19 protein-coding genes are annotated in these 19440 nt (G+C 33.3%); 11 read left to right on the top strand and 8 right to left on the bottom strand.

Going from position 1 to position 19440, the window contains the following annotated elements:
- Positions 1-493 precede the first annotated feature (493 nt).
- The gene (locus V7719_RS06300; protein WP_335729036.1) at positions 494-1060 is read left to right on the top strand and encodes an ExbD/TolR family protein; all 567 of its coding nucleotides are present in this window, start codon (positions 494-496) and stop codon (positions 1058-1060) included.
- Here V7719_RS06300 and V7719_RS06305 read toward each other — a convergent pair.
- A complete protein-coding gene (locus V7719_RS06305) occupies positions 1057-1419 on the bottom strand; it encodes a 3D domain-containing protein (RefSeq protein ID WP_335729037.1) in 363 nt (120 codons plus the stop codon). The two genes, V7719_RS06300 and V7719_RS06305, sit on opposite strands and share 4 nt — an antisense overlap.
- A gap of 117 nt (positions 1420-1536) precedes the next feature.
- Between V7719_RS06305 and V7719_RS06310 the strand changes: the two genes are divergently transcribed.
- Positions 1537-2847, top strand: a complete 1311-nt coding sequence (locus V7719_RS06310; protein ID WP_335729038.1) for a dipeptidase — start codon at positions 1537-1539, stop codon at positions 2845-2847.
- Here the strand turns inward: V7719_RS06310 and V7719_RS06315 are convergent.
- Positions 2844-3161: a hypothetical protein gene (locus V7719_RS06315; protein WP_335729039.1), complete on the bottom strand. Its 318-nt coding sequence runs from the start codon at positions 3159-3161 to the stop codon at positions 2844-2846. The two genes, V7719_RS06310 and V7719_RS06315, sit on opposite strands and share 4 nt — an antisense overlap.
- 8 nt (positions 3162-3169) lie before the next feature.
- On the bottom strand, positions 3170-5170 hold the full coding sequence (locus tag V7719_RS06320) for an alpha-ketoacid dehydrogenase subunit alpha/beta (protein WP_335729040.1): 2001 nt from the start codon (positions 5168-5170) through the stop codon (positions 3170-3172).
- Positions 5171-5322: 152 nt separating this feature from the next.
- Between V7719_RS06320 and V7719_RS06325 the strand changes: the two genes are divergently transcribed.
- The 5 genes from V7719_RS06325 (at position 5323) to V7719_RS06345 (ending at position 9356) form a co-directional block, all read left to right on the top strand.
- Entirely contained in the window at positions 5323-6270 is a 948-nt protein-coding gene (locus V7719_RS06325; RefSeq protein ID WP_335729041.1) for an isopenicillin N synthase family dioxygenase, read from the top strand.
- Positions 6271-6335: 65 nt separating this feature from the next.
- Positions 6336-6668: a translation initiation factor gene (locus tag V7719_RS06330; protein WP_335729042.1), complete on the top strand. Its 333-nt coding sequence runs from the start codon at positions 6336-6338 to the stop codon at positions 6666-6668.
- Positions 6669-7616: a DUF1835 domain-containing protein gene (locus V7719_RS06335; protein WP_335729043.1), complete on the top strand. Its 948-nt coding sequence runs from the start codon at positions 6669-6671 to the stop codon at positions 7614-7616. It abuts the gene before it with no gap.
- Positions 7606-8475: a nucleoside phosphorylase gene (locus V7719_RS06340; RefSeq protein ID WP_335729044.1), complete on the top strand. Its 870-nt coding sequence runs from the start codon at positions 7606-7608 to the stop codon at positions 8473-8475. Before V7719_RS06335 ends, V7719_RS06340 begins: the two co-directional genes overlap by 11 nt.
- 23 nt (positions 8476-8498) lie before the next feature.
- Positions 8499-9356 (top strand): substrate-binding domain-containing protein, encoded by an 858-nt coding sequence (locus tag V7719_RS06345; protein ID WP_335729045.1) that lies wholly within the window; start codon positions 8499-8501, stop codon positions 9354-9356.
- 365 nt (positions 9357-9721) lie between these two features.
- Here V7719_RS06345 and V7719_RS06350 read toward each other — a convergent pair whose 3' ends face one another.
- Entirely contained in the window at positions 9722-10387 is a 666-nt protein-coding gene (locus tag V7719_RS06350; protein WP_335729046.1) for a uracil-DNA glycosylase, read from the bottom strand.
- A 119-nt stretch (positions 10388-10506) separates the two neighbouring features.
- On the opposite strand from V7719_RS06350, the gene V7719_RS06355 reads away from it, so the two are divergent.
- The 4 genes from V7719_RS06355 to V7719_RS06370 all read left to right on the top strand — a co-directional run bounded on the left by V7719_RS06355 (position 10507) and on the right by V7719_RS06370 (position 16357).
- Positions 10507-11385: a cupin-like domain-containing protein gene (locus V7719_RS06355; protein ID WP_335729047.1), complete on the top strand. Its 879-nt coding sequence runs from the start codon at positions 10507-10509 to the stop codon at positions 11383-11385.
- Between the two features lie 82 nt (positions 11386-11467).
- A complete protein-coding gene (locus V7719_RS06360; RefSeq protein ID WP_335729048.1) occupies positions 11468-13636 on the top strand; it encodes an endonuclease MutS2 in 2169 nt (722 codons plus the stop codon).
- 4 nt (positions 13637-13640) lie between these two features.
- Complete coding sequence (locus V7719_RS06365; protein ID WP_442969059.1) at positions 13641-14075, top strand: thiol-disulfide oxidoreductase DCC family protein; 435 nt, start codon at positions 13641-13643, stop codon at positions 14073-14075.
- A gap of 365 nt (positions 14076-14440) precedes the next feature.
- Positions 14441-16357 (top strand): mucoidy inhibitor MuiA family protein, encoded by a 1917-nt coding sequence (locus tag V7719_RS06370; RefSeq protein ID WP_335729049.1) that lies wholly within the window; start codon positions 14441-14443, stop codon positions 16355-16357.
- 160 nt (positions 16358-16517) lie between these two features.
- Here the strand turns inward: V7719_RS06370 and V7719_RS06375 are convergent, their stop codons facing one another.
- The 4 genes from V7719_RS06375 to V7719_RS06390 all read right to left on the bottom strand — a co-directional run bounded on the left by V7719_RS06375 (position 16518) and on the right by V7719_RS06390 (position 19440).
- Positions 16518-16847 (bottom strand): hypothetical protein, encoded by a 330-nt coding sequence (locus tag V7719_RS06375; RefSeq protein ID WP_335729050.1) that lies wholly within the window; start codon positions 16845-16847, stop codon positions 16518-16520.
- A gap of 2 nt (positions 16848-16849) precedes the next feature.
- Entirely contained in the window at positions 16850-17674 is an 825-nt protein-coding gene (locus tag V7719_RS06380; RefSeq protein WP_335729051.1) for a sulfurtransferase, read from the bottom strand.
- A gap of 147 nt (positions 17675-17821) precedes the next feature.
- Entirely contained in the window at positions 17822-19144 is a 1323-nt protein-coding gene (locus tag V7719_RS06385) for a dicarboxylate/amino acid:cation symporter (RefSeq protein ID WP_335729052.1), read from the bottom strand.
- A gap of 38 nt (positions 19145-19182) precedes the next feature.
- Positions 19183-19440, bottom strand: a complete 258-nt coding sequence (locus V7719_RS06390; RefSeq protein WP_335729053.1) for a hypothetical protein — start codon at positions 19438-19440, stop codon at positions 19183-19185.

Genomic DNA, 19440 nt, shown 5'->3' on the forward strand with positions numbered 1-19440 from the left:
TTTATTATGAGAACTTTAAACAACAATCAATTAACAGGTACATCGACAGAATCAAAAATTTATACTTGGAATAAAAAAAGAAGATATAGATAATCAGATCTATTTCAAATCATCAATCAAAAAAATCAAATATCATGAGAACTTTAGACAACAACCAATTAACGAACACAACAGCTGAATCAAGAATTCACACTTGGAATCAGAAAAGACGATATAGATAATCCTATATTAATTCATCAATCAAAAAAATCAATCCACCATGAAAGCTTTAACTAAAATTATCAACACATCACATACTGCGAACGACGACTTAGAGACGTTACGTTAATAGTGAAAAGACATTTATTCATCAATCAAAATTAAATTGAACTTTGTTCAATGCTCAATCTAAAAAAACCAGTAGACTAATTAAGTCTACTGGCTTTTTTGTGCTTGAATAAGTGGTATCGTTTTTGAGACTTATGAAGATTATATAATCTTAAAAACTATTATTATGAATACTCCGAGACGACAAAGGCCTGAAGTTAATGCAGGTTCTATGGCAGACATTGCCTTTTTACTGCTCATTTTTTTCTTAGTTACTGCAGTTATCCCTAACGATAAAGGCATCAACCGAAAACTCCCTCCTCCTTGTCCGCCAAATACAGATTGTAATAATAATTTTGTTAAACAACGTAACATTCTAGAAGTCAAAGTGAATTCAAAAGATGAATTATTGGTAGAAAACGAGATTGTCTCTATTGATGAATTAAAAGACATAGCCAAAGCGTTTCTTAATAATAATGGTGATGGTACTTGTGATTATTGCAAGGGTTTAAAAGATGATAAATCATCAGATAATCCAATAAAGGCCGTTATTTCTTTAACCAACGATAAGATGACATCTTATAATTTCTATATCCAAGTACAGGACGAATTGACAAAAGCGTATTACGAATTACGTGACGAGTATTCAGAAACGATTTTAAAAAAACCATCTGATAAACTCACAAAAGAGGACATCCTAAAAGTAAGAGAAGCCTATCCTTTTATTCTTTCGGAAGCAGAAATCAAGAATTAATTAGTAGCATCTAATGCTTTCTCAACTCTATAACTGATGTTAACTTTGCGTTTGCCCCATTGTCTTGCAGCGTTGACATCAATTCCCATGTAAATATCAATTCGATTCCTCCAACGTCGATTCATTTTATCCTTCACCAAATACGTTCCTTCAAGACCTTCAACCTTCACAAGCGTATTATGCTCGAAACCATTTTTAAGCAAATCTCTTGACACTGCAATAGATCGCAAACCTGGTTTTAAACTATCTCCAAAGGCAGTAATATAAGGGTTTGAACTCGTTTGATAAGCCAGTGAATTATAAGCTGTTGCTGTGACTTCAGTAGTTTTCCATTCATAAGAATCTTTAACTTCTTTCATACATGTTTGCAAAAGCAAACAAAGGAACACCAATGCAAAAAACGAATATGATTTAGAGTAATTCATATTTAAATATAAGATTTTGTAACTTCACAATCGAAACGAAATCCAACAAATATGAAATCCATCTATTTCACTTTATGCCTCCTAATTATGGTAACTTCTTGCAAAACTGATAGTAAGCCTTCAGATACATCTTCAGAAAAAAATGATTCCTTAGTTCTCATAGAACGGGCGAAAGCTATTCACGAACGTGTGATTACTCTGGATACACATTGTGATATTAATATCAAAAACTTTACAGATTCTATCAACTATACTCAAAATTTAGAATCTCAGGTCAATTTACCTAAAATGAAAGCTGGTGGATTAGATGTCGCCTGGTTTATTGTATATACAGGACAAGATACACTAACAGATGAAGGCTATAAAAAAGCCTACGATAATGCCATGTCTAAATTTGATGCCATCCATAAATTGGTTGAAGATATTGCTCCAGACCAAATAGAATTGGCATTAACTTCTGATGATGTCCGTCGTATTTCTAAAGCTGGAAAAAAGGTTGCAATGATAGGTATTGAAAATGGATACCCTGTAGGAACAGACATATCTAATGTTGAAAAGTTCTATAATCTTGGCGCTCGTTATATGTCCTTGTCTCACAATGGTCACAGTCAGTTATGTGATAGCAATACAGGTGAAGAAGATGATGTTTGGCTTCACAATGGCGTAAGTGATTTAGGAAAAGAAGTGATTAAAGAAATGAACCGATTGGGCATTATGATAGATGTTTCGCATCCTTCAAAAGAATCTATGCGACAGATGATTGAGTTAAGTAAGGCTCCAATTATTGCTTCGCATTCTTCAGCAAGAGCGTTATGTGATCACAGTAGAAACCTTGATGACGAACAATTAGAATGGATGAAAAATAATGGAGGTGTTATTCAAACCGTTGCCTTTCAAACATACACTAATACTGAAAAGAACGATGCTAGAAATGAAGCTATCAAGGATATTAGAAAAGAAATTGCAGCTTCTTTAGGTGCCAAATGGTATGATTGGGGAGAAATGAAAATACTCTCTGATGAAGAAAAAGAAGCCTTTTATGAAGTGAGAGCACAAATTATAAAACAAGCCGATAAAAAAGCGAGTGAAATGAAAGACTTTCCCGCTAAAGTTGGTATATCTGATTTTGTGGATCATATTGATTATATGGTAAAAAAGATCGGACTCAAACATGTTGGGATTAGCAGTGATTTTGATGGCGGCGGCGGCGTTGAAGGTTGGAGTGATGCTTCGGAAACCTTTAATGTCACACTAGAATTAGTAAAACGTGGCTATACCGAAAAGGAAATCGAAATGCTATGGAGTGGGAATTTACTAAGAGTTTTGGATGAAGTTCAAGCCGTAGCTAAAAAACTATCTTAATAAATCGTATTCTGAAAATCAATAAATCTGACAATAACAGTAACCACAAATAACAAAAAGAGTACAGTATTCGCAATCAATCCAAATATCTTTTTAAAAGAGCTAGGATCCTTTCTGCCTTTGACACTAAAGATAAAGCCAATAATTGAAGATGTGAACACTAAAATCATCAGAAAACCACTCGCATATCTGTAAAAATCTAGAGATATCTTCTCATTAGCTGCCAATACTTGAAAGGCTAAAAACAAGAGAAATGTTACAATCGTAATGACTGCAAATTGAAAACCTTTTTTTGAGTTGTTTGTTGTGTTCATATTTTAAATTAATAAGCCAATAAGTCCTTTAGAGCCTTTTCAAATCGTCCTTTAGATGTGTATTGATCTTCCAATTGATCAATAAATGGAATTGGTGTATCCATACTCGCAACACGTTTTACAGGCGCATCTAATTGCTCAAAGCAGTTTTCCATAATTAGAGACGAAATATCACTAGCAATACCACCAAATAAAGAATCTTCTTGTAAAATGATGACTCTACCCGTTTTCTTTACGGAAGCATAAATCGCATCGGTATCTAAAGGCTGAAGACTTCGTAAATCAATCACATCTGCACTAATAGTTTCATTTTTATCAAGTGTCTCTAGAGTCCAATGTACTCCTGCTCCATAAGTAATAATCGTCACATCATTACCTTCTCTTAATATAGATGCTTTTCCTAAGGGAAGCGTATAATAATCTGTTGGTACATCTTGACGAATACTTCGATATAAGGCTTTGTGTTCAAAAAACAATACTGGATTTGGATCTTCAATAGCAGTCGCTAATAAGCCTTTAGCATCATAAGGAAATGCTGGATATACTACTTTTAAACCTGGTGTTTTAGTAAACCAAGCTTCGTTAGTTTGTGAATGAAATGGTCCAGCAGCTACACCTCCACCACATGGCATTCTCACCACGACATCTGCCTGCTGACTCCAACGATAATGTGATTTTGCCAAATAATTCACCACTGGATTAAATCCGGAAGTTACAAAATCGGCAAACTGCATTTCGACTACTGATTTTATACCAGCAATTGATAACCCCATAGCAGTTTCAACAATAGCAGATTCACAGATTGGCGTATTTCTTACACGTTCTTTTCCAAATTGTTCTACAAAACCTTCGGTTATTTTGAACACACCTCCATATTCTGCAATATCCTGTCCCATAATCACTAAATCCTTATGCTTTTCCATAGATTGCTTTAATCCTTGGGAAATCGCATCGATAAGCCTCAACTCTTCAGATTTCGATTTTGGTTTTATTTCTTTATAATCAAACGATTTGTAAACATCTTTTAATTCGGTTTCTACATTTGGCACAATAGGTGCTTCATTAAATGCCATTTCCAGATGCTCATGAATTTCATGCATAATCGCTTCTTTGATAGTGACTTCTTGTTTTTCGGTCAATATTTTTTGGTCTCTTAAATACGCTTGAAAATTTTCTAGAGGATCCTTTTTACCCCATTCCTGTAGTATTGATTTAGGCACATATTTTGTTCCGCTAGCTTCTTCATGACCACGCATTCTAAAGGTTTTAAATTCTATCAAAATTGGTCTTGGACGCTTGCGAATACTGGCCGCTAGCTTCTGCATTTTTGTATAGACTTCAATAATATCATTTCCGTCAAGTATAAAAGATTCCATTCCGTAGCCTTTACCTCTATCAGCAATATCCTTACATCTGTACTGCTCGTTGGTTGGTGTTGAAAGTCCGTAACCATTATTCTCAACACAGAACAAAACTGGTAATTGCCAAACTGAAGCGACATTCAACGCTTCATGAAAATCACCCTCACTAGTTCCCCCTTCACCTGTAAAAACTGCTGTCACCTGCTTTTGCTTTTTCAGTAAACTCGCTAGTGCAATACCATCGGCAACCCCTAATTGCGGTCCTAAATGTGAAATCATTCCAACGATATTAAATTCTTGTGTCCCGAAGTGAAACGAACGATCACGGCCTTTTGTGAATCCATTGGCTTTTCCCTGCCACTGACTAAATAGTCGATATAACGGAATTTCTCGAGTGGTAAATACACCTAAATTTCGATGCATTGGCAAGATGTATTCGTCCTTTTGCATAGCCATGGTAACACCTACAGAAATAGCTTCCTGACCTATACCAGAAAACCATTTTGAGATTTTACCTTGCCGTAAAAGAATGAGCATTTTCTCTTCTATCATGCGTGGTTTAAGCATATTGCGATATAAACTTAAAAGCGTCTGATTGTCAAGGTTTTTTTTATCGTAGGTTATAGTGCTCTTAGTAGAGGTCAACATTTTTTGAAAAATTGCGTTAGTAAATCAAATGTAATTAAAAATTGACGTTTTAAAAGGCTAAGGTCATTTTTTTTAAGTGAAATTGAAAACTGTGATTTTAGCACTATTTTCGCTATTTTTGTAGTATTGTAGATGAATTAAATACTTATAATATGAATATCATACCTAGCGTTAATCTTCAAGATTTTATTTCAGGAGATCCAGTTAGAAAACAAAAATTTATTGATGAGATTGGAAAAGCATACGAAGAAATTGGATTTGTAGCGCTTAAAGGTCATTTTTTAGACGACCAACTTGTAGATAACCTTTACAAAGAAATTAAAAACTTCTTCAGCTTACCTATTGAGACCAAACGCAGTTATGAAATTGAGGGTATTTCTGGACAACGTGGTTATATATCTTTTGGAAAAGAAAGTGCTAAAGGAAAAAAGGAAGGCGATTTAAAAGAGTTCTGGCATTTTGGACAATATGCTGAAGATGATCCTGAACGCGCTAAAGAGTACCCGGAAAATGTTGAAGTTAAAGAACTCTCAGAATTTAACAAAATAGGTAAAGAAAGCTATCAAATGCTTGAAAAAACTGCTAAGTATGTTTTAAGAGCGCTTGCATTATTTCTTGATTTAGAAGAAACGTATTTTGACAATTACATTCATAATGGTAATTCTATCTTGAGACCTATCCAATATCCTCCTATCTTTGAAGAACCTAAAAAAGCAGTTCGTGCAGCAGCTCATGGGGACATCAACCTAATTACTTTATTAATGGGAGCTCAAGGTCGTGGCCTACAAGTTCAAAATCACGAAGGTGAATGGATTGATGCTATTGCAGATCCGGATGAGTTAATGATTAATGTTGGAGATATGCTCTCGAGACATACTAATAATAAATTGAAATCTACAATTCACAGAGTTGTAAATCCACCAAGAGAACTTTGGGGAACATCACGTTACTCAATTCCGTTTTTTATGCATCCTATTAGTGAAATGAAATTGGATGTTTTAGACAGCTGTATTGATGAAGACCATCCAAAACAATTTGATAATATCACAGCTGGAGAGTTTTTGAATGAACGATTAATTGAACTTGGACTTAAAAAATAAAATTTTCAGTTACAATCGCAGTATTCATTTACTGTAGTTGCAAACTGAGACTATAAAATGATTAGATGGATTTACAAGACCAATTAAAAAATCTATTTCCAAAGCATCTGCAAGAGGATGTTTCCGAAGAAAAAGAACCAAAAGAACGAGGTGTCTGGTTACAGGATGACCCCATAATTTGCAAATACGAGAAACGGAAAGGCAAACCAATTACAATTCTTGAAGGTTATACAGGTGCAGACGAAGATTTTAAAAAACTGGCCAAAGAACTAAAGCAAAAGCTTAGTGTTGGTGGAAGTTTTAAGGATAATAAAATCATCATACAAGGAGATTACAGAGATAAAATCATGCAGATTTTAAAGGACAAAGGCTTTAATGTAAAACGTGTTGGAGGTTAGATGAATACTAAAATATTACATATCACGAATGGTGATTCTTTAACCAATAATTTGTATAAGTTAAATATTACAACTCCTGCAAATACTATTACTTGGCAAGAAACACTTTGCGTTGGACCAACTGTTGAAGAAGTGGCTTCCGACGAATTTATCAAGAAGAGAAAAGCATTTTTTAAATCCTTTTACGACATCACTTTAAGTGAAAAAGAGATGACCAGCGAACTTAACAAATTAGATAACATTTCTGGTTTTACAGAAATTGTGCTATGGTTTGAATACGATTTGTTTTGCCATATTAATATGGTAGCTGTTATAAGTCTACTAGAACAAAAAGGGATATTTCTCCCTATATATTTAGTTTGTAGTGGACGAGTTGAAGGTGAAAAAGATTTAAAGGGTTTGTCTGAACTCAATCCAAGACAATTAGAATCACATTATAAAAGTAGAGTCAAACTAAATGTTGATGATATTGCGCTTGCTAGAAAAGTATGGAAAATCTACTGTGGTAAAGATCATAATTCACTTTTACCTTTAGTGACAAGACCTTCTTCATTTGAATATATGAGTATTTGTCTCAAAGCACATATTAAGCGGTTTCCAGATATACGAAGTGGTATTAGTACCTTAGAATACAATATTCTTAAATTAGTAAAAGAAAACAATGTAACCTCAAGACACCATCTAGTTGGCTATACACTTCATTACCAAGGTTATTATGGCTATGGCGATTTGCAATTAGAACGTGTTATCGACCTGCTTGCTATCTTTTTTGATGAAGATAATGTTAGTCTGAAACTCAACAGAAAAGGCCACCTTGCCATTGAACACCAACACAATTATCAAAATGAAATGAACAATACCATATATTATGGAGGTGCAAGTTGTTTAGACTATAAATTTGATAAACAACAAAATAAACTTATTAAAACCGCAATTCATGCCAATTAAAGCATCAGAACTTATATTAAATCCAGACGGAAGTGTTTACCATCTAAATCTACGTCCAGAACAGATTGCAAACACCATTATTGTCGTTGGTGACCAAGATCGTGTATCTAGAGTCACACAGCATTTTGACAACGTTGAATTTACTACTCAAAAACGTGAGTTTCGTACATCGACTGGCACATACAAAGGAAAACGAATTACCGTTATTTCTACCGGAATTGGAACAGATAATATTGACATAGTATTTAATGAACTGGATGCATTGGTAAATATTGATTTAGAAAAACGAGAAATCAAGTCAGAACTCACTTCACTAGATATTATAAGAATTGGAACTTCAGGATCTATTCAAAAAGAGATTCCTATTAATTCGTTTGTTGTGAGCGAATATGCTGTAGGTTTTGATAGTCTACTCCATTTTTATGATAGCGAACATGTTCAGAATTTTGAAATTTCCGAAGCATTAAAACAACAAACTAATTGGTTTGATAAAAAATCAGATCCTTATGTTGTAAAATGTAGTGAACGTTTATTGAAAACTATTACTAGTACAAAAACAGTAAATGGTTTTACTGCAACCAATGTTGGATTCTATGGACCACAAGGTCGGGTTTTGCGATTAGCACTTCAGGACAATGACCTAAATGACAAATTGGCTGCGTTTAATTATAATGGTAAAACTGTAACCAATTTGGAAATGGAAACATCTGCTATCTACGGAATTTCAAATTTACTAGGTCATCATGCGCTATCTATGAATGCTATAATTGCCAATAGAGCCACAGGTGAATTTAGCGAAAACCCAAAAAAGATAGTTGAAGACTTGATAATTTATACTTTGAACAAAATAGTAGATTAGATTAATTTTTTAAGATAAACATATTGAAAAGAGTAAATATAGGAGGCGTTCCAGAGCATTTTAATTTAGCATGGTACCTCACTTTAAAAAATGGCGAATACAAAGATGAAGGTATCAATCTTCGCTGGAAAGATTTTTCTGGTGGCACAGGCGCTATGAACAAAGCGCTTCGTGAAGGTGAAATAGATATTGCTGTAGTTCTAACTGAAGGTATAATAAAAGATATTATAGATGGAAACCCCACTAAAATTGTTCAAACCTTTGTGCAATCTCCTCTTATCTGGGGAATTCATGTGGCTAAAGATTCAAAATTTAAAACTATTGAAGATATTAAAGACACAAGAGCTGCAATTAGTAGATATGGATCGGGTTCTCACCTAATGGCTTACATCAATGCCCAAAGTAATAATTGGGATTTAGAAAAGGATTTAAACTTTGAAGTAATTAGAAACCTCGAAGGTGCTGTAGAAGGCTTAACCAATGGTGATGCAGATTATTTTATGTGGGAAAAATTTACCACAAAGCCAATTGTAGATGATGGTGTTTTTAGGCGAATAGGCAACTGTCCTACACCATGGCCATGCTTTGTTATTGCTGTTAGAGAAGAATTTCTGGACACGAATTATGAGGATGTCAAAACCATATTAAAGATTATAAACAATACTACAGAAGAGTTCAAACATATTCCAAGTATTGATAAAACTATAGCCAACAGATATGATCAAAAACTCGAAGATGTTCAAGATTGGTTATCATTAACCGAATGGTCACAGGGCATTATAGACGAACAGACCATTATGACAATTCAAAACAAATTGTTCGAATTGGATATTATTCCTAAAAAAGTAAGTTATAATACACTTGTAAAAAAAATCAAATAATTGTTAAGCAGAAAAAAACAAAATTATATTGTTATATGATTTTGAAAAGCATAAATCTATTATTGCCTTTTAACAAAATATTATGAATTTTACACCCATAACTTTCTATTTATCAAAAATTTAATTACATTTAGCTGACAGAATCGCAGTGTGACCTTAACTAAATTTAAGAAATATGATAATACCGATTACTATAATTCTCTCAGCTTTAATTGCATTAAATTTTTTGTTATTAGTATTTAGTTGTAACAAAACAACTAAAAAACTAGCCATAGAAAAACCAGTTTCTATAAAGCTCGTAAAACCCCAAAAACCAACCAAACAGCTAGCTGTCAGTCAATTAGCTCCTACTGGAAGTTGATTTATTACCAACTTATTTCTTTTTTATTGTTAGCATTTAAGGCCTTATTCGTTTCACTAAAATGCTTGTTTCCAAACCAATAACCTCTATTAGCACTCAATGGTGAAGGATGACCAGACATTAATATATGATGTTTTGTATCATCGATTAATTTAGCTTTTCGATTCGCAAATCCACCCCAAAGTAAAAAAACAACATCCCTTTTTTCTTTACTAATTACCTTAATAACTTCATCTGTAAATTGTTCCCATCCCCTTTTTTGATGACTACCAGCTTGATGTGCTCTTACAGTTAAAGTTGCATTGAGCAGTAAAACACCTTGTCTAGCCCAACGCTCAAGATTTCCAGAATTTGGATAAGGAATATTTAAATTGGTTTCAATTTCTTTGAAAATATTAATTAAAGAAGGAGGTTGAGATATACCATCAGCAACAGAGAAGCTTAACCCATTAGCCTGACCAATGCCATGATAAGGATCTTGTCCTATTATAACAACCTTAACATCATCAAAATGGCATAAATCAAAAGCAGAAAAAATTAGATCTACTGGAGGACAACATGTTGTAGAGCTATATTCATTTTTCACAAACGCTTCCAAGTTTCTAAAATAAGGTTGTTCAAACTCGTTTATTAACTTTTTTCTCCAGCTATTGTGAATATTTATGTTCATTTTATCTTAAAAAAAAATCTTATCGTCTAAAATATGAAATATGTCATAAATTTATAATTACTATTATATTATATTCGTAATTATAATAGTTTCAGCAATATAAACGTAACCGAATTAAAATGTCACAAGAATTAAGAAAAAGAATACAAAGCTTATTAGATAAACCCTTACTTGATCTAGAAACCATAGACCAAATAAGTCATAAAGATTTTCTTAATAATTACATTAAGAAGAATAAGCCTGTAAAAATAACCAATATGATGCAAGATTGGGGAGCGACTAAAAAATGGACCCTCGATTATTTTGAAGAAATTGGTAAAAATAAAGAAGCCTACATTTCTAAAGGAAATATTAGACAACAGGAAACCAAATGGGAATATGGGAATTTTTTAGATTATGTAAAGCAAATTAGAAACGCAAAAGATCACAAAGATGTAACATACTTGGCAAATCTTTCAATAATTAAAATGTTTCCAGAGCTTAAAGATGATGTAGACTTCTCAATCCTATCAGACCATAAAGTTAAAGATTCAATGTCTATCTGGATTGGTCCAAAAGGTACTATAACTGGATTTCATCAAGATAGAGCCGATAATATCTTAGCACAAGTAAGAGGCACGAAAGTGTGGTTAATTGTTGATGATAGCCAGAGCAAACTTATGTATCGCAGTAAAAAGTTTGAACCTGGATCTATATTAAGTGAAATCGACCTTGAGAATTTTGATCGTGACAAGTATCCATTACTTCAAGAAGCAGATATTTACTATGTTGAAATAAATGAAGGTGAAATGGTATTCAACCCAAAAAACTCTTGGCATTGTGTTTACTCGACAGATACCTCAATAAGTGTCAATTGTATGTCCTATTCGAATTATGATTATATAGAAGGGAAACTTAAGAGTTTTGCTAAAGTCGGTCTTCACAATTTAGGTTTGTACGGTACTGAAGATTGTGTATGTCATTTTATAGATGATAATGGTAAGCGTATAAGACGTTAAAGAACATAAAATCACAAACATTTTATTACTAATTCAGTAATAAGTACCTTTGCAACCTTTGACTCATAGAGGTTATTAATTAATGATAAATATTCACGAAAAAACATTACAGGATCTTGAGTTTAACTCCGTTTTGCATCAAGTTGCAGAACTTTGTATAACAGATTTGGGAAGAGTAGACGCTTTAAAAATAAAGCCTTTTTCTACTCAAGAAGCCGTTATGCAATCTCTTGATTTTACGAATGAATATGTATCGTCATTTTATAATGACAATAGAATACCAAATCATGGTTTTGATCCTATTACTAAAGAGATTAAGCTTTTATATATTGAAAACTCTGTTCTAGATACTAAAAGTTTTAAAAAAATAGCTTCCATAACACTTACGGTTAGTACCTTTCTAAAATTTCTAAAAAAGTTTGAGGAATACTACCCATCACTACACCAAACATCTTCTAGCTTAGAAATTATAACTCCTATTGTTACAGAAATTGACACTATTATTGATCGTTTTGGAGATGTAAAAGAGAATGCTTCAGATACACTTTATCAGTTACGACAAGCAATAAATTCAATTCGGGGCAAAATAAATCAAAGTTTTACTTCCGCTTTAAATACCTACCATAACCTTGATTACCTTGATGATATTAGAGAATCTGTGGTAGAAAACAAACGCGTACTTGCTGTAAAGGCCATGTATAGACGAAAGGTTAAAGGGAGTATTATGGGAAGCAGTAAAACGGGAAGCATTGTATATATGCAACCCGAACAAACCTTTCAATATGCACGTGAACTTAACAACTTAGAGTTTGATGAAAGTGAAGAAGTTGATAAAATCCTTAGAAGTCTAACAGAATACATTAGACCTTACAATTCACGGTTACAGCAATACCAAGAGCTTTTGGTAAAACTGGATGTTATATATGCCAAAGCAAAATATGCCCAATCCACAAATTCAATTCTTCCGAAGATAAATTCAGATAAGGTTTATGAAGCTATAGATGCTTACCATCCGCTACTTTATTTATCAAATAAAATTGAAGGCAAAAAGACCTTTCCACAATCGATTGTATTACATCCAGAAAATAGAATCATCGTGATTTCTGGCCCAAATGCTGGCGGAAAAAGTATCACGCTCAAAACTATCGGCTTAATGCAAGTGATGATTCAAAGCGGTTTATTAATTCCTGTGCACGAGAAAAGTAATATTTGCCTATTTGATCGCATTATTAGCGATATTGGCGACAATCAATCTATTGAGAATCATTTGAGTACTTATAGTTATCGATTAAAACAAATGAATTTCTTTCTTCGGAAATGTAACAAAAACACGTTGTTCCTTATTGATGAATTTGGTACAGGTAGTGATCCAGAACTAGGAGGTGCTTTAGCTGAAACATTTTTAGAGGAATTTTACCATCGTGATGCTTTCGGAATTATAACAACCCACTACTCCAACTTAAAAGTATTGGCAAACGAATTACCGTTTATGCAAAATGCCAATATGATGTTTGATGAAAAGAGCTTAGAACCAATGTTCAAGTTGATTTTAGGTCAAGCAGGAAGCTCATTCACCTTTGAAGTGGCACAAAAAAACGGCATCCCATATAGCCTTATCAATCGTGCAAAAAAGAAGATTGAACGTGGCAAAGTGCGCTTTGATGCTACAATTGCTAAACTTCAGAAAGAGCGTAGTAAGTTAGAAAAGACAGAACGTTCACTCAAAGAAAACGAAAAGAAAAAACAGACTGAAGCTGACAAATTGGAAGAGGTCAATGCTAAGGTTCAGAAGAAATTGGAAAGTTTTCAGGAACTCTATGACTCCAATCAACGCTTAATTTATCTTGGGCAGAAATTCAATGATATTTCCGAAAAATACTTTGATAACGAGAAGAAACGCGAATTAATGGCTGAGCTTTTTAAGCTCGTTCAAATTGAAAACTCTAAGCGAAAGAAAGTTTCAACTAAACAAAAAAGAGTCGAAAAAGCAAAAGAAACTGAAGTTAAAAAAGAAGCAGAAAAGAAAGTTGCTGTTATCCGCAAAAATAAAAAAACAGCAAAAAAAAACGCCAAACCTGTTGAGCAACCTAAACCAATCTTAAAAGTTGGTGATCGTGTGCGTATGCATGATGGTAGAGCTATTGGTAGTATTGATAAGTTTGAAAAAAACAAAGCTATTGTTAACTACGGTATTTTCACCACTAACGTTAATGTGGATTTATTAGAACTTGTAGAAGCTGTAAAAAAATAATCAGTTGTCGTATCTTTGTAACGTGTTAGAAATCTTACCAAAACATAAAAAACTAATTCTCTTTGATGGTGTTTGCAATCTATGTAATTCATCCATTCAATACGTTATCAAACACGATAAAAAAGACATATTTAGATTTACAGCACTACAAAGTGATATTGGCAAGCAAATTATAGACAAGTACGACATTGATCCGTCTAAAACAGATTCTATTCTACTCTATTCTGAAGCCAAAGGTTTGAAAGTGAAATCGTCTGCTGCATTAGCGATAGCTTCGCATTTAGGATTTCCGAAAAATCTACTAACGGTGTTCTATATCGTTCCACCTTTTATTAGAAATTGGATTTATGACTATATTGCGAAAAATCGTTACAAATGGTATGGTAAAAAGGAAGAATGTATGATTCCTACGCCAGAACTGAAGTCAAAATTCTTGTAAAGAAAAAGCCCTTACGGGAATAAGGACTTTAACAATTAACAACTAATTAAAACTAATTTAACTCTAAAATAATTTTTTAATCAAGAGGGATTATCTAATATAGAATATTGATTAATAGCATATTATTTATAGTATAAATCTACTCCATAACTTACTACTTGAACTAAAACATCGTTATAAACCCTAAAATAATTGTTCAAAAAGCACGACGTGCAAAAATCACCTATGAGATACATAGTCTTACGTGATTATTAACATACTCATTCAAGGTAGAGGTTAACTCATTCAAAATCATACTTCACTCAAATAGGATTTTTTAGGTAAACAGCATCACATAGTTTTATAGTGAACAAAATCGCATCATTATGAAACATTTAAAACTACTCCTGTTTTTTATTACAGCAATTACTTTTGCCAATACAGATAAAGAAACACCAACAACAGTAAAGGAAGTCACTGTTTATCTTAGTGGAGCACAGATAGAAAGAACAGCCAATGTAAAACTACCGATTGGCACAACCGAGTTTGTTTTTAACAAATTATCATCAAATATTCAGGAAAGTAGTATACAGATTTCAGGATTGAAAAACGCCTCAATTTTGTCTATTAATTTTGGAATTAACTATCTAAACAAGAAAGACAAGTCGCAAGAGGTTAAGAGCATTCAGAAAAGAATAAAAGCGCTTTACGACGATGTTCAAGCAGAAGACCATTTAATTTCTGGCTACAATGAGGAGTTACACCTTATTACTCATAACAGAGCCTTAGGCAATACAACTCAAGTGGTGAGTTTAGAGAAGCTTCAAAAGTTTGCCGCTTACTATAGAACTAGAACTACAGAAATCAAATCTAAAATATATACATCTCAAAAAATTAAGAATGATCTCAATGCTAAAGTTTCAGATTTACGAAAGCAACTCAATGAAATAAGTGCAGACGAGAAAGTACAAACTGGTGAAATCAAAATAAAGCTAAACACAGATGTAGCAACAGATCTCAAACTCAGCATAAGCTATAATGTAACTAATGCTGGCTGGTTTCCTATTTATGATATTAAAGCTGACAAAATCAATGCGCCAATACAATTGATATATAAAGCACATGTTTACCAAAGCACAGGAAATGATTGGAACAATGTGAAATTGACACTATCAACCAGCGACCCAAATACCAATAATATAAAACCAGATGTCAACCCAAAGTATTTAAACTTTATAAGTGCTCATAGCAACCTTTATGGTAGTAGAGCCACCAAACGCTATAACTATAAATATAATCCATTGGTAAAAACAGTTTCTGGAGTCGTCACTTCTAATGAAGACGGATTGGGTTTACCTGGAGTTAATATTATTGAAAAAGGAACATCAAATGGTGTTCAAACCGATTTTGATGGAAAATACAGCATAAGAACTAATGGTGGAAAAGCACTGGTGTACTCTTTTATTAGTATGAAAACCGAAACCTTGCCCATCCATTCTAGTATCATGAATGTGACTATGGAATCTGATTTATCCGCTTTAGATGAAGTGGTTATTAGTGCTTATAAAGCAGAATCAAAAACAGCTTCTTCTGGCTACGTAAATCGAGTACAGGACATGATGGATAAGGACTTTGACAATCAACCATATATTGAACCTATTGACTATACATCAAATGGAGATATCATTGAAGAAGGTATCACCAATACACGTTTCGAAATTAAGAAAGCTTACACAATTCCTAGCAATAGCGATGTGACTGTTATAGAAATTGAAAATTATAATGTACCAGCGACCTACTCCTACTTTGCTGCTCCAGTTCTAAATGAGAATGTATTTTTAACAGCAAAAATTAAGGATTGGGAACAATATAATTTATTGCCGGCAGAAGCCAATGTCTATTTTGAAGGCAGTTACTCTGGGAAAACAAATATCAATCCGCAGAGTACCACAGAAGAATTAACCATTTCATTAGGTGTCGACCCAAATGTTGTTGTAAAACGCGAGCAGCCAACAGACTTTAAAAAAAACGCTTTCATTGGCAGCAACAAAATTATCTCTAAAAGTTATGAAATTGAGTTGAAGAATAACAAATCGACAGCGATTGATTTGGTATTATATGACAGAATTCCGATGAGTCAAAATAAGGACATTAAAATCGATGATATAGAAACTGGTACTTCAGAATATGATGACAAAAAAGGTATCCTCAAATGGAAGGTTAATCTTGATGCAAAGGCTAAAGAGACTTACAGGTTTTCATACACTGTGAAATATCCAAAATACAAACGAGTTAACCTATAAATTTAATTACAAAAGCCTTAAAGCGAAACATTTAGCTTGAGCCTAACTTCAGTTAGTTGGGAAAGAATCGAGTTCTCCTTTAATGTAAAGGTCTAACCTTAAAGGGGTTTCAGAACTAAAACTTCTGATTAGAATAGTTGAGTTTTAAGGCTTTTACTTATTAACTCAATATCTTTTTTAAACTATTATAAATCGCATGTTCCATTTGGTCCATTTTACCATCTGCAAAAGCCATAAGTTTGATATCTGCAAATAGTTCGTCTGGGTTATTTTTATAAGATTCTTCAGAATTTACAGCATCCACTATTTTAGTAATACTCTGATAATCATTATCGCCATCAAACTCTTGTTTAACATGCTTATAGGTTTCTGCGTCAACACGATACAATATATACTCATGTTCTTGCCTCGTTTCTTTTAAATCAGAATGCGCTACATATAATAAAATGTAAGCGACCAATTCTTGTTTTGTCCAGTTAGTGTTTGCCATAATTATGTTGTTAATGTTCCGAATTCTGTCCATGAACCATCATAAACAGCTATTTTTTTATAGTCCAAAATATCTGCAGCTAGAGCCAAAATACAAGCTGTAATTCCAGAACCACAGGAAAAAGTTAGTGATTTATCTTCTATTTTGAAAGTATTAAAAATAGATTTCAATTCTTCTTTTGATTTTAGGCAATTTCCGCTGAGCAAATTTGTGTATGGAAGATTTTCAGAATTTGGAATCGTCCCACTTCGAAGTCCTACTCTTGGCTCTGGCACTAGTCCCTTAAAACGCTCTTCGGAGCGCGCATCCAATAGGATGCAGTGTTCATTTTTAGAAATTTCAGCAATGTGATTAAAAAAACGCATATGATCTGGTTGATATGCTGCTGAAAAATTTCCAAGCTTCCATGTTGGAGTTGTTAATGAAGAAACGGTTTCATAATTCAGTCGTTTCCATTCTGGCAATCCGCCATCCAAAACCGCGACATTATCATATCCGAAGGTTTTAAACAGCCACCAAACTCTCGGACTCCAATACAGCCCTTTATCATCATAAACAACAATAACAGAATCCTTGCTAATACCTAGTTGTTGCGCTTCATATTGAAATTGGTCTTGAGATGGAATCGTATTAGGAAAATCAGCATTTATAGCGCTAAATTTTCCTTTATTATCGAAATATCTTGAATTTGGAATATAGTCTTCCGAAGTTAAAACATTCGTTGTTTTAACACGAGCATCAAGAATGATTACATGTTCTAGATTGCGATTGTCATTTAACCAATTGCAACTTACGATAGGCGACACTAATCGACCATTATTAAGCATCCTGAACCGTTTTACGTAATCTGGTACGTCTATCGAAAGCTAAACTAGTATTGTTTTTATGATCGGTTTTTTTCCATGGATACATGATAAAACAAACATTCATAGTTGACTATTTTTGTTGATTAATCGTATTTAAATTTAAAAAATTTATTTTACTTCCTCATAGTTATCATCCCAATTCTTCACTTTTGGTTCCCCAAGTTTTCCAACAGATTTAGCAACAACCATAGCTACCGTCGCATCACCAGTCACATTAACAACTGTTCGGCACATGTCTAAAGGCCTGTCGACTGCAAAAATCAGGGCCAAACCAATTGGTAATAATTCTGGTGGTAGTCCAACAGATTCTAAAACAATAACAAGCATTACCATTCCTGCACCTGGAACTGCAGCACTACCAATAGATGCTAACAAAGCAGTTAAAACAATCGTTATTTGATCTCCAAATGTTAAATCTAATCCGAGTGCTTGAAATATAAATACTGCAGCGACTGCTTGATATAAACTCGTCCCATCCATATTAATTGTAGCTCCAACCGGCAGAACAAAACTTGATACTTCTTTATCAACACCTATATGCTCTTCAACACGCTCCATAGTCACAGGAAGTGTAGCTGCACTAGAACTGGTTGAAAACGCTAGTAGTTGAGCAGGGCTTATTTCTTTTAAAAACCAAAAAGGGTTTTTCTTTGTAAACGTCGCTACGAGAATACTATAAAAAACAATCATTAAAAATAATCCGAAAACAACAACACCTGCATATTTTAATAAAGCATATAAAATATCAGGATCATCAGAAGACACAACGACATTAGCTAATAATGCAAACACTGCAACTGGAGCAGTTAACATAATTAGATCTACCATTTTCAAAACAATATCATTTAACGAATCAAATAGTTTTTTCATTGGTTTTGCTCGCTTTTCTCCGATAAGAAGCATCGCGATCCCTAAAAATATGGCGAAGAAAATCACCTGAAGCATTAACTTATTATTACTTAATGCATTAAACGCGTTATCAGGTACCATATCTTCCAAAAATTGAAGCGGTCCTGTATTCATCTGCTTTGAAGCTTCAGCAATTTTTGCTTGAACACTACTATTCTCTGAGTATGTTTCAGTAAGCTTAGCAATGGTTTCTTCGGAAACACCATCTCCTGGTTGCATTACATTTACAAGAGCTAATCCAATAGAAATAGCAATTACAGTAGTTACTATATATATTCCAATTGTACGTAATCCTATATTTTTGAATTTTGAAATATCTTTTAAATCAGAAATCCCTTTAATTAACGACGCCAATATTAAAGGAATAGCAATTAACTTTAGTAATTTAACAAAAATAGAACCTATAGGTTTTATCCAATCTTCGGTAAATGCTCTTCCTCCTACTTGAAGCATCACAAAACCAAATACTAAACCTAGTAGCATTCCTATTAAAATTTTCCAGTGTAAAGCTAGTTTTTTCATATATCTATTGAGATTTAAAATCTATTTTATTGTTATTTTTAAGATCTAATTATAACACCAATTATAACTGCTGTTCCAAAATAAAAGATTCTGCCATATATTCTTGCAGTTCTTGCTTGCTCTAATTTTTTATCAAAGCCGTGATGAATAAAACGTTCGTCTTCAATTTTATTTAATTCACGGCTATTGAATGATCCATCTTTCCTATTAAACGGAAAAAAGAAAAACGTCAAAAATTCACCATTTGTTAGTGGTATACTTTTTCGTTTTTCAGCATTATTCTGTGCTTCATTCAA

The sequence above is a fragment of the Psychroserpens sp. genome (assembly GCF_036960315.1).
In the GTDB taxonomy this organism is placed as follows: domain Bacteria; phylum Bacteroidota; class Bacteroidia; order Flavobacteriales; family Flavobacteriaceae; genus Psychroserpens.

Excerpts from the sequence above, each read along its gene's own strand:
- V7719_RS06370 (WP_335729049.1), top strand. The coding sequence starts at position 14,441 with ATGAAACATTTAAAACTACTCCTGTTTTTTATTACAGCAATTACTTTT.
- V7719_RS06305 (WP_335729037.1), bottom strand. The coding sequence starts at position 1,419 with ATGAAAGAAGTTAAAGATTCTTATGAATGGAAAACTACTGAAGTCACA.
- V7719_RS06315 (WP_335729039.1), bottom strand. The coding sequence starts at position 3,161 with ATGAACACAACAAACAACTCAAAAAAAGGTTTTCAATTTGCAGTCATT.
- V7719_RS06325 (WP_335729041.1), top strand. The coding sequence starts at position 5,323 with ATGAATATCATACCTAGCGTTAATCTTCAAGATTTTATTTCAGGAGAT.
- V7719_RS06310 (WP_335729038.1), top strand. The coding sequence starts at position 1,537 with ATGAAATCCATCTATTTCACTTTATGCCTCCTAATTATGGTAACTTCT.
- V7719_RS06385 (WP_335729052.1), bottom strand. The coding sequence starts at position 19,144 with ATGAAAAAACTAGCTTTACACTGGAAAATTTTAATAGGAATGCTACTA.
- V7719_RS06320 (WP_335729040.1), bottom strand. The coding sequence starts at position 5,170 with ATGTTGACCTCTACTAAGAGCACTATAACCTACGATAAAAAAAACCTT.
- V7719_RS06360 (WP_335729048.1), top strand. The coding sequence starts at position 11,468 with ATGATAAATATTCACGAAAAAACATTACAGGATCTTGAGTTTAACTCC.
- V7719_RS06375 (WP_335729050.1), bottom strand. The coding sequence starts at position 16,847 with ATGGCAAACACTAACTGGACAAAACAAGAATTGGTCGCTTACATTTTA.
- V7719_RS06300 (WP_335729036.1), top strand. The coding sequence starts at position 494 with ATGAATACTCCGAGACGACAAAGGCCTGAAGTTAATGCAGGTTCTATG.
- V7719_RS06330 (WP_335729042.1), top strand. The coding sequence starts at position 6,336 with ATGGATTTACAAGACCAATTAAAAAATCTATTTCCAAAGCATCTGCAA.
- V7719_RS06340 (WP_335729044.1), top strand. The coding sequence starts at position 7,606 with ATGCCAATTAAAGCATCAGAACTTATATTAAATCCAGACGGAAGTGTT.
- V7719_RS06380 (WP_335729051.1), bottom strand. The coding sequence starts at position 17,674 with ATGCTTAATAATGGTCGATTAGTGTCGCCTATCGTAAGTTGCAATTGG.
- V7719_RS06335 (WP_335729043.1), top strand. The coding sequence starts at position 6,669 with ATGAATACTAAAATATTACATATCACGAATGGTGATTCTTTAACCAAT.
- V7719_RS06350 (WP_335729046.1), bottom strand. The coding sequence starts at position 10,387 with ATGAACATAAATATTCACAATAGCTGGAGAAAAAAGTTAATAAACGAG.
- V7719_RS06355 (WP_335729047.1), top strand. The coding sequence starts at position 10,507 with ATGTCACAAGAATTAAGAAAAAGAATACAAAGCTTATTAGATAAACCC.